Raw genomic sequence first — 15,143 nt, forward strand, 5'->3', positions numbered from 1 at the left:
GTTTATTTATATAACTAAACTTAGCACTTATTAAGGCAAAAAAAAGGCTGATTTATAATCAGCCTTTAGTCTATTTATTCAACATTTAGTTGTTATTTAACATCAAAATGACGATTAAAGAAGTTAGTAATGGTTTGGTGTAGGTGCGTTTGCACTGTTTTACCGCGTAGGCTGTGTTTAGAACCTGGGTAGGTCATCATTTCAAACGGTTTATTGGTATCTTGTAATTGTTTAAATAGTTTAGTGGCGTGAGTAAACAATACATTGTCGTCGGCCATGCCGTGGTAAATCATTAATGGACCTTTTAAGCCGTCAATATACGGAAATACCGCACTGTTTTCATAGCCTTTAGCATTAGTGGCCGGGTGGCCTAAATAACGCTCAGTATAATGAGTGTCGTAAAGTGCCCAGTCGGTTACTGGCGCGCCAGAAACACCGGCGTTAAAGTAATCGCCAGCTTTAAACATGGTCATTAGTGCCATGTAACCGCCATAACTGTGGCCGTAAATACCAATACGTTGTGGGTCTACATAATCAAGCGTACGTAAAAATTCCACGCCTTTAATTTGATCAGCAACTTCTACTTCACCTAAATTTTTATAAATAGCATCTTCAAACTTTTTGCCACGGTTGTATGAGCCGCGGTTATCAAGTTGAAAAATCACATAGCCTTGTTGCGCCATATATTGAAAATATAGGTTTTTACTACGCCAGCTATTAGTTACTCGCTGTGCATGTGGGCCACCGTATACGTTTACAATAACAGGGTGTTTTTTAGCGTCACTTATATTGCTTGGTTTAAATAACCTATAATGCATTACTTGGCCGTCTTCGGCTTTAAGTGTGCCGTATTCAGGCGTCGCTAAATCACTTAAGTAAGGCGTAAGCGGGTGCGTGTTATCTAGCTTGTTTTCTTCAAGCCAAGTAATAAACTCGCCATTTATTTTACGCAGAGCTGCAGCGTTTGGCTGATTAACCGCCGAGCTATTATCAATAAAGGTTTTGTTGTCTTTGGCAAGTACTACATCGTGATATTGGCCTTGCTCGGTAATGCGTTTAATATCGCCTTTTTTAAATAACGAGGCACTGTATAAGTGGCTTTCGAGTGGGGTGTCTTTTCTGCCTGAAAAGTAAACGAGGCCTTTTTTCTCATCTATGCCTTTTAAGCTATCGACCGCCCATTCGCCGTTAGTAATTTGACGTACTAATTGGCCATTGGTGCGATAAAGGTATAAATGTTTAAAACCATCACGCTCAGACGCCCATACAAAATGCTTTTTGTCTTTTAAAAACTCAAGGTCAAAGTGTAAGTTTATCCAGGTATCGCTACTTTCGGTGAGCGCTACTTTTTGGCTTTTAGTTTTGCTGTTATAAAAGCGCAGCTCTAACGTTTGCTGTGAGCGGTTTTGCCATTGATACGAGAGCGTATTACTATCTTTTAACCATTTTGCTCGGGCAAGGTAAATATCTTCATCTTTGCCTAAATCAACCCAATCCACTTGCTGATTGTTTAAGGTAACTACGCCAAGCTGTATTTTAACGTTATTAGTGCCAGTAAATGGGTAACGTTGATTGAATAGTTTTACTTCGTCGGCGTAAATTTCGTTGCGTAGCGCTTCTTTTACTGGGCTTTCGTCAACGCGAGTAAAGGCAATTTTAGACTCGTCGTCGGCCCACCAATAGCCGGTCATACGGCTCATTTCTTCTTGTGCAACAAATTCGGCCATGCCATTTTTAATGATGCCGCCGCCATCGTTACTTAGTTGAATTTCTTTACCAGAATCGAGCGCTAAAGCGTACAGGTTTTGCTCGCGAATAAAAGATACAAAATTACCTTTTGGCGAAAAGCGAGCATCGGTTTCAAATGCCTCGGTATTGGTGAGTTTTTTACTTTTATTTGCTGCTAGTTCGTAGTAATACAAATCGCCGTTAAGTGGGAACAATAACGCTTTACCATCTTTAGACCACTTATATTCAAGAATACCTTGGCCAAAAATACGCTGGCGCTCGCGGCGTGCTTTCTCTTCGTCAGAGAGGTTCTCTGGGCCCGAGAATAACTTAGCCGAATCGACCAGCATACGGTTGGTGTTATCTTTTAAGTTATATTCCCATAAGTCGTAGCGGTTATAGTCGTCACTTTTGCCTTGTAAATAAGTAACGCGATTGCCATCGGGCGAAAACTTTAATTGCACAGGAGATTTACCCGATAAACTCGGGTCGTCAAAAATACGCTCTAGCGAGAGTGGTTTTGCTTGTACGCTAACAGCACTTGCTAGCAGAGGGATGGCCAGTGAAAGGTGTTTTATTTTTTTTAGCACAGGGTTGCCTTCGCTTTAATAAATATTGCTTAGAATGGTAAAGCCAAGCGTGTGCAACTGCAACTAAATGCTATAAAGTGGTAATTATTAAAGACAAAGTAGGACACTATGATGACCCACCCCGCATTTGAACTAGCCCCAGAGCTTAAGCGCGATTGTATAGAGCTTGCCGATTGGCCGCTGTGTAAAGTATTACTATTGAACGATAGCCAGTACCCCTGGTTTATTTTGGTGCCAAAAAAAGCCGGTTTAAAAGAGATAATTGATTTAAGCGAGGATGAGCAAGTTACTTATTTGCGCGAGTCGGCAAAATTGAGTCATTTATTAATGCGGGTATTTAATCCCGATAAATTAAACGTGGCGGCGCTTGGTAATATGGTGCCGCAATTACATATTCATCATATTGCGCGCTTTACTAGCGATGCCGCTTGGCCTGCGCCAGTATGGGGTAAACACCCGGCAGTGCCATATGAAGACGAGAAAATAGCAAAAATAAAAGCCCACTTTTAATTCTAAAACCTTATAGAGAGAGCCAAGATGAGACATATTAAGTTGTTTGCCAATGCATTATTTATCACTGCGCTATTAACTACAGGCGCAGCGTTTGCAACAGAGCAGTCTATTAATATTACAGCAGTTAAAACTAGCGATGTGCGTAATTTAGTTATTCACGAAAATCAAACGTTGTCTGCGGCACAACCAACGAGCGAGCAGCTTAAACAACTCGCTAATGCTGGAGTAAAGCACGTAATTAATTTACGTGGCGAAAACGAGCAAGACTGGGATGAAGCCCAGTTGGTGGCTTCGTTAGGGATGCAGTATCACGCATTGCCAATTGCTGGCGCGCAAGATGTTAGCGTTGAAAACGCACAAAAGCTGGCTAAAATAATGGCAGAACTAAACGGCGAACCTGTGCTGTTACATTGTGCTAGTAGCAATAGAGTAGGGGCTTTAATGGCTATTTCTGCTCATGCAGAGGGGCTTGATATTGAATCGGCCCTAGCAAAGGGAAAGCATTGGGGAATGAGTAGTTTAGAGCCTGTAGTGCGCAGCGTTATTACTGCTAAGTAATTATTACTAAATAATTAGCGTTTAGCTTAAATAACGACACCGAGCACTTTTAACTCAATAAAAAAGCGTTACAGTTTTGAGCTGTAACGCTTTTTTAGTTTTTATTTACTAGGCTATTTTAGGTAGTAAACAGGCTATAAACTATTTAAGGCCCAACACTGCTTTGCCTTGTTTAAAAGTAACATCAACCGGAATATTAGCTTGGCTTAGCTTTTCTAAATCCTCTGCTAGCTCTGCTTTAATATTACCGTGCGTAGCAATAAGCTGATCTACTTTTTGATAATCGCCATCACCTTGAATGGTTAAAATTAAGCGCGATAATTTAGCCATAGCATGGCTCATTTTTTCCATATTTACACGGTATAAACCGGCTTCATTTTTAGAAAAAGCACCTTCTTGAGCAAAAAAGTTAAAGCGGATCATATTCGCTTTACCATGAGCACTAGATGCACCAAAACGTACTGAGCGGAATATACCAGCCATAAAGGTGGTGTAGTAATCCTCTAGTGTACCTTCAGTAATTTCGCCTTTTTTAAGTAGTTGCTCAATCATGTATAAACCTAAAATATCGGCTTTACCTTCCTCTAGCGCACTGGCGTGTTCTTGTAATGATTGGCGCACAGTTCCCTTACCAGTAAGGGTATTTTTAATGCCTAAGCCATGAGCTACTTCATGGAACATGGTATTAGCAAAAAATGCATCAAAGGTAATATGCTTACGTTGCTCAGGCACAATAAGTTGCTCTGCAATTGGTACTAAAATTTTGTCAAACTTAGCGCGCATAGCATTTTTAAGTTGTAAACGGCGCGTGCCTTTTTCAAGCTGTACTTGCTCGTCGTTTGGTAAGTTTATTGCAATGGTTTTACTGCCCGCATTTGAGTGCCCTGCATAGTAAACAACGTCGTAGGCATTTAGGTCGGCGTCTGATCCCGGAACTTCTTGTTTGTATTTATCATCAACCGGTAAGCCTTTTTGTAGCTCAGGTAAAAAGGCAGCAAATTTAGCCAGGCGTTCGCTCCATGCTAAATCTTTAATTAATACATAAGACTCATAAGCAGCACGGTAACCAAACAATTGGTCTTCATAAGTTTCAATTGGACCAATAACCACATCTACTGGGTTATTTTTCATATCCATCCACGCAAAATCAGACGCTTGAAAGTCATCGTTTAGTAGCGCGTCTGCACGAAGGTTTAAGTAGTTAGCAAACTCTTTATCGTCTGCTAGTTTACTTGCTTCACGTAGCAAGTTAGCAGCCTCTAAAAGCTCGGTTGCGTACTCTTTAGAGTATGGCACGCTGTAAAGGTTACCTTGCTCATCACGTTTAATAATAGAGTAAAGCCCATTTTTATCTGCAAGATCAGCTTTATTTAACTCTTCTTTAGTTATATCTGCAGGGTAAAACTGTGCACCAGTTGCTTTTTCTTTATAGCTTGATAAAAACACTTTATCGCCGTTTAAACGATCCCATGGACCGTAGTTTATGTCGGCAAATTTACGCACTTTGTCATCAGCTAGTTTAGCTAAAAATGACTCTTTATTTTCACCAAACGCTTGCTGCCAAAATAAATCATCCATAATTATTGAAGCATCTATAAGCTTTGCCACCATAGCTTTTTGGTTATCACTTAAATGTGATAAATCAGTTTGTAAGCTAAAGTCAGTGTAAATGTCTAAACGTTGTTTATCGGTATTTATAAGTGTTGGACCTACAGGCTTTACTTGCTCTGTTTTAACAGTCGTTTTATTACTAGAAGAAGGAGCTTGCTCTGAACAAGCACTAAGAAAAACGATGCCGGAGAGCATAATTGCTTGGCTAATTTTATTTAAATTCATTATTTTGCCTATTTAAAAGTAAGATTTATTATTTGTATGCAGTTCGCTAAGGCGCTTACTATCTTAAAAATACTGCCTTATAGTGACTGCATTAAAGCAAAACACCGTGGTAAATAGCAAGTTTTAGGCGTTAGAGGTGTAATTAACTGATGTTAAATAGTAAATAAAAAATAAATTTATGTAGTTTTGTTAGCTTTAACTATAAGTTAAGTAATACTAAAGCATATAATAACAACAATATAAGGCTTGTTTTAGCTTATAAATAACTAATCATAGGGATGTTATGTCTACTGAAAATGCATTGTTAACAATTTTGATTGATAGAATAAATAACGACACTTTGGTGCTGCCTACTTTACCTGAAGTAGCAATTAAAGTGCGCCAAGCTGCTGATAATAATGACGTAAACTTGATGCAAATGGCCGATGTGATTGCACATGATCCAGCACTAACAGCCCGTATGATTAAAGTAGCTAACAGTGCAATTATGGGGCGCTCAGTTAAGGTATCTAACTTACATCAAGCAGTTACTCGCATAGGCTTACGACAAATTAAAAATATTGCAACGGCTATGGCAATGGAGCAATTGTTTGTATCTAACAACGAGCTAATTAAAGGTTACATGGGCAAAGCGTGGCAAAAAACGTTAATAGTAGCGAGTCACTCAATTGCATTAATGGAATTTTACTTAAAGAATAATAAGCAAAACTCTTTAAATAGAGATTCGATTACCTTGGCATCATTAATTTATAATATTGGTGTATTACCCATTTTAACCGAAGCCGAACGCCATCCTGAGGTATTTGCTAATCCTAGCTTTTTAGCCCATGCAATTCAAAAGCTCAGTGGTAAAATTGGTGGCTCTATAATGAAAGCGTGGGAGTTTCCTGATGAATTTGTTGATGTGGCGCAAAACTGGGCTGATGCCAGTCATCGCCCTGAGCAGGTAAGCTATATTGATTTTATTAGGATTGGTGCAATTTTAGAGGGCACGCTACAAGTGTCAGATAAGTCGGCCGCGCTACAGGTTTATATTAACAAAGGAATTATTCCTTCTATGCAGCTTTTCACCAGCGATGAGTATCACGCTATGGTTGACGATATAAAAGAGATGTTTTGCTAATAGCAATTAAGTAGTGAGTGTAAAAAAGCACGATTAAATCGTGCTTTTTTTGGCTTAACTTAGCAAGGGTTAGCGCTTAAGCTAAGTCGTCTATATCGCCTAAGCCTTGAGTTAGCTCTTCAAGTAGCTGTTTAATTTCTTCTGAAGCTAAAATAAAGTCAGCATCGAGTTTTACTGCCATGTCTTCTTTTGGAATATCAGCATTTTCTTCTTTTAAGGTATCGCTGTAGCTTAAACGCTTAATAGAACCGTCGTTTTGCAGCATAAACTTAACGCGTTCTTGCCAATCAAGTGCAAGCTTAGTAACACGTTTACCGGTTTCAAGGTGCGATTTAACTTCGTCGCACGATAGGTCGTGGCCTTTAAGCTTAACTTGCGCGCCACTATCATCTGCTTCTTCTAACTCTGCATCTGAGCCTATTGCAAAGCCTTCAGGCGTGCTGAAGTTAGTTAACCAGTCGGTTAAAAATACATCTAGGTCGTAATTGGCAAATGCAGGTACTACAGGCAGTGTGCCTAACGATTTACGCAAAAGTGCGAGTAACTCTTCGGCTTTGTTAAAACTGCCGCTATTAACCACAACCCAGCCGTTTTCTTGGTCAATAAATGCAAACTGTAAGCTCGACTTTTTAAATGCTTGTGGTAGCAGTGTATGTAAAATGTTTTCTTTTAATTCGTCTTTTTCTTTCTTTTTAACTGGGCGATTTTCTTCAGCTTCAATTAAATCGACTTTTTCTGCAACTAGCTCATTTATAACCGATGCAGGTAATACTTTTTCTTCGCGCTTAGCGCAAACTAAAATACTTTTTTGTGAAAAATGCGATAAAGTTTCGCCGTGTTTCCCAAACGCTTTTGTCCAGCCAAATGTAGCCAGCTCTTGGCCCGTACATGGACGAAATAAGTCTTGCTCTAATGCTTTGTCAAAATCTTCTTGTGTATACGAAACATCTTGTTTAAAGCGATAACATATAAGGTTACTAAACCACATAGGAATACAGATCCATTTGAAAAATTTGCACAATCATAGCAATAAAATCAGTATCTCGAAATGGCTGATTTTATTGTGGCATATTTAAAAAATAGCAAGTTGTTTTAAGGAGCGCAGTCATAATTGAGTATGTGTAATCTTGCTTGCTGTCGCTGCGCACTTGTTGCGCAATAAGTTGCTACACTTTTATACAGGCCGTTTAAAACTAAGCGCATATGTATTTAGCGTTTAGCTTTTTGCATTACACTATAGTTTAATGTTGGGTTTGATAATCGCAGGCTAGGCCAAATATAAATAACTCTTGGTTGAATAAATTTCAATTTTGAAAAATTAACACGCCCTAGTGTATTTTACATTAATTCAGTTATAGTGAAGCTCGATATTTTTGAAGTTTTTCGGCTTTAAGTTTGGCTGAACGAGAGGTTGTTTTTATGCTGGCTTTAATGCATCGCCTTAGTAACTGGTTTTCATGATGAACTTTTCTATTTTAGTTTGTGACGATTCAGCAGTAGCCCGCAAACAAGTGATACGTTGCTTAAATGACTGTATAACCGCCGATATACGCCAAGCGATAAATGGAGTAGATGCGTTAGCGTTATTGAAAGAACAACATTTTGATTTAGTTTGCCTCGATTTAACTATGCCGATACTCGATGGTGTGCAGGTGTTGGAGCATATTAAAGCAGAAAAAATGGAGTGTTTTGTATTAGTCATTTCGGCAGATATTCAACAGCAAATGCAGCAGCGCGTAGCACAATTAGGTGTTATAGGGTTTATCGAAAAGCCAGTTGGCAAAATAATACTTAATAATATTTTGCATAAATTTGGCATTTACTAGAAGTTAAGATGAAAAAAAAGACTGTTTTATCTTCTTAATGAGGGTTGACAGTATAGCCTGTGTTAAGGCAGTCTTAAGCTATGAAAACATTTAGTCTTGCAGCGACCATTATTATTACAACCATCATCCTAACTGGATAGTGGCATAGGTCGGTGCAACAAATTTAAAGGCCTGTGTTCACTTAGAACCCAGGCCTTTTTTCGTTTTATGGAATGAGGAAACATAAAAAATGCGCGTTTTAAAATTTGGCGGATCATCGCTTGCCGACTTTGCTTGTTTAGAGATGGTTGCCGTGCTGGCAAAAGCACAATTAAAAGATGAAATGTTATTAGTGCTTTCAGCCCCCGGTGGCATGACAGATTCATTAGTTGCATTAGCCTCAGCGGCTGAGCAGGGTGAAGACTTTAGTCACTTGTGGCAAGCACTGGTAAATCGATGTGACGAGTTAAAAAAAGCAGTAGAGCAAGGCTATGGTGAAATTGAAAACTGGCCAAATTTTACCGAGCTTAAAAATAAACTTGATGGTGTATCACTGATTAAATGCTGCCCTGAGCAAGTACGTGCTTTTATTATTAGCTTTGGTGAGCGCGTTAGTGTGTCGTTAATGCAATGCTTACTCGGTGATTTAAATGCGCAGTACCTTGAAGCGACCAATTGCATAGTATCAACCGGTGGTTACATAGATGCAGAGGCAGACTTAGTTGCCAGTAAAGTGCGCTTTCAAGCCGTATTAAAAGAACAACCAGCAACGATTTATATTATGCCCGGTTTTACTGCCAGTAATGAGCAAGGCGAACTAACCACTTTGGGCCGAAATGGCTCAGATTATTCTGCGGCAATTGCGGCAGCTTGTTTAGAAGCCGATGTTTGCCAAATTTGGACTGATGTAGATGGTGTTTACAGTGCTGATCCGCGTTATATAAAAACCGCCACTAAAGTTGATTTTTTATCTTATAAAGAAGCGATGGAGCTTTCTTACTTTGGTGCAAAAGTATTACACCCTAAAACAATTTTACCCTGCGCTAAAGCGGGTGTACCGTGCGAAATTAAAAACACGCGTAACCCCAATGCACAAGGCTCACTTATTAGTAACGAGAGCGTTTCATCTGAGCCAGTAAAAGCACTATCAAGTTTACAAGATTTAGCAATGCTTACCGTGTCGGGCCCGGGCATGAAAGGTAAAGTAGGGATGGCATCTAAAGTATTTAATGCCCTTGCCCTTGATAATGTGTCGATTGTTTTAATTACCCAGTCATCGTGTGAGTTCAGTATTAGTTTTTGTGTTCATGAGGTCGATTTAGCGCTGGCACTTGAAGCGCTGCAAACCGCATTTAAATTAGAGTCTCAAGCAGGTTTAATTGAACCAATACAAGTAAAGCGTAACTTAGCTATTGTTACTTTGGTGGGCGATAATATGCGTGCGCACAAAGGTTTAGCGGCTAAGTTTTTTGCATCACTTGCTCAAGCACAAGTAAATATTGTAGCTATAGCCCAAGACTCTACCGAAAGTTCTATTTCGGCCGTGATCGATGGTGAACGTTGTAATGGCGCTGTAAAGGTTTGTCATGAGAATTTCTTTACCCATATTCCATCAATTGACGTGTTTTTATTAGGGTGTGGTTTAGTAGGTCAAGAGCTTATTGAGCAATTAGAGCGTCAACAAGCTTGGCTTGAAAAACGCAATATTAAACTTAAGCTTTATGGGGTTGCCAACTCTCGCCAGCTACACTTAGACAGTGAAGGTATTGCCTTTGATGACTGGCAGCAAAAGCTTGGCGCATCAGAGCAGGCTTTTGATTTAAAACTAGTTGAACAATTTGTACAGCAAAATCATTTAATAAACCCAGTATTAGTTGATTGTACTTCGTCAGATGCGTTATCGGCGCAATACGTAGACTTTTTAAATGCCGGTTTCCATGTCGTAGCCGCAAATAAAAAGGCCAATACAAGCTCGTATGCTTACTATCAAGACTTAATTGCAGCAACGCAAAAAAATGGCCGTAAGTTTTTATACGAAACCAATGTAGGAGCCGGTTTACCGGTACTTGATAACTTAAAATCGTTATTTGGTGCAGGAGACGAGTTACTAGAATTTAGCGGTATTTTATCAGGCTCGCTATCGTACATGTTTGGTGCGCTGCAAGATGGCTTGTCACTGTCTGAGGCAACAATTAAAGCCAAAGAAAGTGGCTTTACTGAACCTGATCCGCGTGATGACTTATCGGGGACAGACGTAGCACGAAAACTATTAATTATTGCCCGCGAATCTGGCATGCCACTAGAGCTAAGCGACATTGAAGTAGAGTCGGTATTACCGCACGGTTTTGCACAAGGCGATGATGTAAATACGTTTATGGAAAAGCTCCCTAGCCTAAACGCAGGTTTTAACGACCGAATAGCAAGTGCTGCCGCAGAGGGTAAAGTACTGCGTTACGTAGGCACAATTAAGCAAGGTCACTGTAAGGTAGGTATAGAAGCCGTTGATGCAAAGCATGCACTTTACGATATTCGTGATGGCGAAAACGCATTAGCAATTTTAAGTCAGTATTATCAGCCACGCCCATTTGTTATACGAGGCTATGGCGCAGGCTCGGCAGTAACAGCCGCTGGTGTATTTGCTGATATTTTAAAAACGTTATCGCGCTAGGAGCAAACAATGATTGAAGTATATGCTCCCGCATCTATTGGTAATTTTGCCGTTGGTTTTGACGCATTAGGCGCAGCTCTTGCACCTATTGACGGCAGTTTATTAGGCGATGTAGCCGTTGTTAGTGCCGCATCGAGCGATGAGTTTATTTGCTCTGGCGAATACGCGCATAAGCTACCAAGTGATGCCAGTGAAAACTTAGCGTATCAATGTTTAGTGCATTTTAGAGCGCATGTAGCGCCTAATATGCCAAGTGTAAAGTTGGAGCTGAAAAAGAACTTGCCCATAGGTTCAGGGTTAGGATCAAGTGCGTGTTCGGTGGTAGCAACCTTTGCTGCCCTAGATAAATTTGCCGGAACCAAGCTTAGCCAAGTTGAACTTATTGAGTTAATGGCCGACTTTGAGGCAGTTGTTAGTGGTGGTCGTCATTACGATAACATCACGCCATGTTATTTAGGTGGCCTGCAGCTAACTGGCGATTTAATTCCTAATAAATCAATTGCTTTACCAGTTGATGAAAACTGGTATTACGTTGCTGCGTTTCCTGGTTTTTCACTTAATACAGCAAAAGCACGCTCAGTTTTACCAAAAGAGTTGAGCATGCACGCAGGTGTAGAATTTGCGCAGCGTTTATCTGCCTTTAGTAGTTTATTGTTAATGCATCGCTTTGATGATGCATTAAGTATTATGCAAGACCATATAGCCGAGCCATACCGTGCGCCACTTATAACAGGTTTTAGTGAAGCAAAAGCGAGTTTGCCAGCGCTAGGCGCCGAAATTGTTAGTATTTCTGGTGCAGGGCCAACATTATTTACTGTGTGTAAAACATTAAAAGCTGCACAGCAGTGCGCGCAGTGGCTTGAAAGTAACTACATAAACGAGCAAGGTTTTTGCCATATTTGTAAATTAGATAACGACGGCACACGTCAATTAACAGTTTTATAGGATAGTAGTTATGCAATTACATAATTTAAAAGATAGTTCGCAACAAGTGTCGTTTGTTGAGGCAGTAAAAACGGGTTTAGGGCGTAATCAAGGGGTATTTTTTCCCGAGTCGTTAACACCACTAACGGATGTTGATGCACTACTTGATATGGATTTTGTAACCCGTAGTAGTAAAATACTCTCGCATTTAATTGGCGATGAATTACCAGCAGATACCGTTGCACATATGGTTAAAAATGCATTTAACTTTCCGGTTAAGCTGGTGGAAGTGGCAGAGAACACTTATTGCTTAGAATTGTTTCATGGGCCTACCTTAGCGTTTAAAGATTTTGGTGCGCGCTTTATGGCAGAGTGTTTAGCGCAGTTTAATCAAGGCGATAAAGTGACTATTTTAACTGCAACGTCGGGCGATACTGGCGCGGCGGTTGCACATGCGTTTTATAATAAGCCTAATATCGACGTGGTAATTTTATACCCTAAAGGCAAAATTTCACTGGCGCAGCAAAAGCTCTTTACTACATTGGGTGGCAACATTCATTGTTATGCGGTTGAAGGCAGCTTTGATGATTGCCAAGAGTTAGTTAAAAATGCCTTTTTAGATGAAGAAGTTAAATCTACACTGGGGCTTAACTCTGCTAACTCTATTAATATTAGTCGCTTAGTGGCACAAGTTTGTTATTACTTTGAGGCAATTGCACAATTACCAAAAGCAAAACGGGCTACTGCGCATATTTCGGTTCCAAGTGGTAACTTTGGTAATGTGTGCGCGGCAATGATAGGTGCTGTTATTGGTTTGCCTGTTGGCAAACTTAGTGCAACTACTAATCAAAACGATACAGTACCGCGCTTTATGCTGGATAAAAACTGGACGCCAAACGCGACACTTGAATCACTTTCAAATGCAATGGATGTAAGCAAGCCAAATAACTGGCCACGAGTGCAATCTATGCTCGACAACAATTGGTTTAGCTACGATAATTTTTATTCAACTAGCGTAAACGAGCAAGATACGCAAACAGTGATGAAAAATATTCAACAAACAGGTTATGTTGCTGAGCCGCATACCGCTATTGCATACCAAGGACTTGTTGAAAATCGCGCTCCTGGCGCTGCCGGAATCTTTTTAGCAACGGCTCATCCAGCTAAATTTAAAGACAGTGTTGAAGGTATTTTAAACATTGAACTAGCTATGCCAAAGCCACTTGCAGATGCATTAGCCAAGGCATGTTTAGCTAATGATATAAATGCTGATTATGATGCCTTACGTACTGAAATACTTAAAAAATTAAGTTAAAAGTAAGATCTAATTAAAGCGGCCTTGGTCGCTTTTTTTATAGGTATATTTTAGTGTGGGTGTTAATACTTTCATTAGCTATGTAAATATAATAATTAATATATATTTTAATTTATTATGTAATGATTAAAAAATATCATCTTAAAAAGCCTGTGAAATAAATTCAATCCCTGTTTAAATATCCTCAACTTAAGAGCGTAGGCAAATAGTCGTTTTAAGCGTACAATAAAGCCTCTAAAAAATACCATACACCTTGCCCCAGGAGACCCCAATGTTAGAACGTAGCATGAATATTTCAGATTTTGACCCAGAGTTATTTGACGCAATTGCAAAAGAAACTGCGCGCCAAGAAGATCACATTGAATTAATCGCTTCTGAAAACTACTGTAGCCCACGCGTACTAGAAGCACAGGGTTCACAGTTAACTAATAAATACGCAGAAGGTTATCCGGGCAAACGTTACTATGGCGGTTGTGAGCATGTAGACGTTGTTGAGCAATTAGCGATTGACCGTGCTAACGAACTATTTGGTTCTGACTATGCAAACGTACAACCACATGCTGGTTCGCAAGCAAATGCGGCCGTTTTTTTAGCATTGTTAAACGCCGGTGATACCGTACTAGGTATGAGCTTAGCTCATGGCGGCCATTTAACGCATGGTTCACACGTAAACTTTTCAGGTAAGCTTTATAATGCAATTCAGTATGGCCTAGATGAAACTACAGGCGAAATTGATTACGCACAGGTTGAAGCGCTAGCGCTTGAGCACAAACCAAAAATGATTATTGGTGGCTTCTCAGCATACTCAGGTATTGTTGATTGGGCTAAATTACGTGAAATTGCTGATAAAATTGGCGCTTACTTTTTTGTAGATATGGCGCACGTTGCTGGTTTAATTGCGGCGGGTATTTACCCAAGCCCAGTTCCTCACGCACATGTTGTTACTACAACTACACATAAAACCTTAGCAGGCCCTCGTGGTGGTTTAATTATTTCGGCATGTGGCGACGAAGCTATTTACAAAAAGCTTAACAGTGCTGTTTTCCCTGGTGGCCAAGGCGGTCCTTTATGTCATGTTATTGCTGCTAAAGCTGTGGCATTTAAAGAAGCTCTACAACCAGAATTTAAAGTATATCAAACACAAGTTGTTAAAAATGCACAAGCTATGGTTGCTGTTATGCAGGAACGTGGCTACAAAATTGTATCTGACAAAACTGAAAACCACTTATTCTTACTTGATTTAATCAATAAAGATATTACCGGTAAAGATGCTGATGCTGCTTTGGGTAACGCTCATATTACAGTTAACAAAAACTCAGTGCCTAACGATCCACGTTCACCGTTTGTAACATCTGGCCTACGTATTGGTTCACCTGCAATCACTCGTCGTGGTTTTAAAGAAGCAGAATCTAAAGAGCTTGCTGGCTGGATCTGTGACGTACTAGATAACATCAATGATGAATCAGTACAGGCGCAAGTAAGAGAAAAAGTAAAAGCAATTTGTGCAAAACTACCTGTTTACGCTTAATAAAAGTAAAACAGTAATTTAGATCACAATCGCTTAGTTTTTTGCTAAGATAAAGGCCGCTTTAAAGCGGCCTTTTTTGTTTTTTAAAACGGAAGTACCTAGCTATGCATTGCCCATTTTGTACCGCAAAAGATACCAAAGTTATTGACTCTCGCCTGGTTGGCGGTGGTCACCAAGTGCGTCGTCGTCGTGAATGCAATGACTGCCATGAGCGTTTTACTACGTTTGAGGGCGCAGAACTGGTTATGCCACGGGTAATAAAACAAGATGGCAGCCGCGAACCCTTTAACGAAGATAAATTGTTAAATGGTTTAAACCGCGCACTGGAAAAACGCCCCGTAAGTACCGAACAAGTAGAAGAAGTAGTTAATATAATAAAGTCGCAATTACGCGCAACCGGCGAGCGAGAGGTTTCGAGCCATTTAGTGGGAGAGTGCATTATGGAAGCGCTTAAAAAGCTCGATAAAGTAGCTTATGTGCGCTTTGCCTCGGTGTATCGCTCGTTTGAAGATATTCGCGAATTTGGCGAAGAAATTGCCCGTTTAGGGGAGTAAG

The 15,143-nt window shown here is 40.0% G+C and carries 12 protein-coding genes; 9 read left to right on the top strand and 3 right to left on the bottom strand.

Going from position 1 to position 15,143, the window contains the following annotated elements; all coding sequences use genetic code 11:
• Positions 1-92: 92 nt before the first annotated feature.
• Complete coding sequence (locus tag J5X91_RS06460) at positions 93-2,318, bottom strand: S9 family peptidase (protein ID WP_089368684.1); 2,226 nt, start codon at positions 2,316-2,318, stop codon at positions 93-95.
• A 111-nt stretch (positions 2,319-2,429) separates the two neighbouring features.
• Here J5X91_RS06460 and J5X91_RS06465 point away from each other — a divergent pair, with 111 nt between their 5' ends.
• Entirely contained in the window at positions 2,430-2,828 is a 399-nt protein-coding gene (locus J5X91_RS06465; protein ID WP_208834280.1) for an HIT domain-containing protein, read from the top strand.
• Between the two features lie 27 nt (positions 2,829-2,855).
• A complete protein-coding gene (locus J5X91_RS06470) occupies positions 2,856-3,389 on the top strand; it encodes a sulfur transferase domain-containing protein (RefSeq protein WP_086993181.1) in 534 nt (177 codons plus the stop codon).
• Positions 3,390-3,530: 141 nt separating this feature from the next.
• Here J5X91_RS06470 and J5X91_RS06475 read toward each other — a convergent pair whose 3' ends face one another.
• Entirely contained in the window at positions 3,531-5,225 is a 1,695-nt protein-coding gene (locus J5X91_RS06475) for a Zn-dependent hydrolase (RefSeq protein WP_208834274.1), read from the bottom strand.
• Positions 5,226-5,508: 283 nt separating this feature from the next.
• Between J5X91_RS06475 and J5X91_RS06480 the strand changes: the two genes are divergently transcribed.
• Positions 5,509-6,348, top strand: coding sequence for an HDOD domain-containing protein (locus J5X91_RS06480; protein ID WP_011329032.1), 840 nt, complete (start codon positions 5,509-5,511; stop codon positions 6,346-6,348).
• A gap of 76 nt (positions 6,349-6,424) precedes the next feature.
• Here the strand turns inward: J5X91_RS06480 and rdgC are convergent, their stop codons facing one another.
• Complete coding sequence (gene rdgC, locus J5X91_RS06485; protein WP_011329031.1) at positions 6,425-7,336, bottom strand: recombination-associated protein RdgC; 912 nt, start codon at positions 7,334-7,336, stop codon at positions 6,425-6,427.
• Positions 7,337-7,805: 469 nt separating this feature from the next.
• Here rdgC and J5X91_RS06490 point away from each other — a divergent pair, with 469 nt between their 5' ends.
• The 6 genes from J5X91_RS06490 to nrdR all read left to right on the top strand — a co-directional run bounded on the left by J5X91_RS06490 (position 7,806) and on the right by nrdR (position 15,142).
• Positions 7,806-8,174: a response regulator gene (locus J5X91_RS06490; RefSeq protein ID WP_086993178.1), complete on the top strand. Its 369-nt coding sequence runs from the start codon at positions 7,806-7,808 to the stop codon at positions 8,172-8,174.
• A gap of 229 nt (positions 8,175-8,403) precedes the next feature.
• Positions 8,404-10,821, top strand: a complete 2,418-nt coding sequence (thrA, locus tag J5X91_RS06495; protein WP_011329029.1) for a bifunctional aspartate kinase/homoserine dehydrogenase I — start codon at positions 8,404-8,406, stop codon at positions 10,819-10,821.
• Positions 10,822-10,830: 9 nt separating this feature from the next.
• Positions 10,831-11,766, top strand: coding sequence for a homoserine kinase (gene thrB / locus J5X91_RS06500; RefSeq protein WP_011329028.1), 936 nt, complete (start codon positions 10,831-10,833; stop codon positions 11,764-11,766).
• A 10-nt stretch (positions 11,767-11,776) separates the two neighbouring features.
• A complete protein-coding gene (thrC, locus tag J5X91_RS06505) occupies positions 11,777-13,060 on the top strand; it encodes a threonine synthase (RefSeq protein ID WP_208834275.1) in 1,284 nt (427 codons plus the stop codon).
• A 271-nt stretch (positions 13,061-13,331) separates the two neighbouring features.
• Positions 13,332-14,588, top strand: coding sequence for a serine hydroxymethyltransferase (glyA, locus tag J5X91_RS06510; RefSeq protein ID WP_011329026.1), 1,257 nt, complete (start codon positions 13,332-13,334; stop codon positions 14,586-14,588).
• A gap of 104 nt (positions 14,589-14,692) precedes the next feature.
• Positions 14,693-15,142, top strand: coding sequence for a transcriptional regulator NrdR (nrdR, locus tag J5X91_RS06515; RefSeq protein ID WP_011329025.1), 450 nt, complete (start codon positions 14,693-14,695; stop codon positions 15,140-15,142).
• Position 15,143 lies beyond the last annotated feature (1 nt).

Origin of the sequence: Pseudoalteromonas sp. K222D (assembly GCF_017653575.1) — a bacterium.
Classification (GTDB): Bacteria; Pseudomonadota; Gammaproteobacteria; order Enterobacterales; family Alteromonadaceae; genus Pseudoalteromonas; species Pseudoalteromonas nigrifaciens.

What these genes read in the sequence shown, in the direction of transcription:
- glyA (WP_011329026.1), top strand. Translation starts at nt 13,332, where the DNA reads ATGTTAGAACGTAGCATGAATATTTCAGATTTTGACCCAGAGTTATTT.
- rdgC (WP_011329031.1), bottom strand. Translation starts at nt 7,336, where the DNA reads ATGTGGTTTAGTAACCTTATATGTTATCGCTTTAAACAAGATGTTTCG.
- J5X91_RS06470 (WP_086993181.1), top strand. Translation starts at nt 2,856, where the DNA reads ATGAGACATATTAAGTTGTTTGCCAATGCATTATTTATCACTGCGCTA.
- thrA (WP_011329029.1), top strand. Translation starts at nt 8,404, where the DNA reads ATGCGCGTTTTAAAATTTGGCGGATCATCGCTTGCCGACTTTGCTTGT.
- J5X91_RS06475 (WP_208834274.1), bottom strand. Translation starts at nt 5,225, where the DNA reads ATGAATTTAAATAAAATTAGCCAAGCAATTATGCTCTCCGGCATCGTT.
- nrdR (WP_011329025.1), top strand. Translation starts at nt 14,693, where the DNA reads ATGCATTGCCCATTTTGTACCGCAAAAGATACCAAAGTTATTGACTCT.
- J5X91_RS06465 (WP_208834280.1), top strand. Translation starts at nt 2,430, where the DNA reads ATGACCCACCCCGCATTTGAACTAGCCCCAGAGCTTAAGCGCGATTGT.
- J5X91_RS06480 (WP_011329032.1), top strand. Translation starts at nt 5,509, where the DNA reads ATGTCTACTGAAAATGCATTGTTAACAATTTTGATTGATAGAATAAAT.
- thrB (WP_011329028.1), top strand. Translation starts at nt 10,831, where the DNA reads ATGATTGAAGTATATGCTCCCGCATCTATTGGTAATTTTGCCGTTGGT.
- thrC (WP_208834275.1), top strand. Translation starts at nt 11,777, where the DNA reads ATGCAATTACATAATTTAAAAGATAGTTCGCAACAAGTGTCGTTTGTT.
- J5X91_RS06490 (WP_086993178.1), top strand. Translation starts at nt 7,806, where the DNA reads ATGATGAACTTTTCTATTTTAGTTTGTGACGATTCAGCAGTAGCCCGC.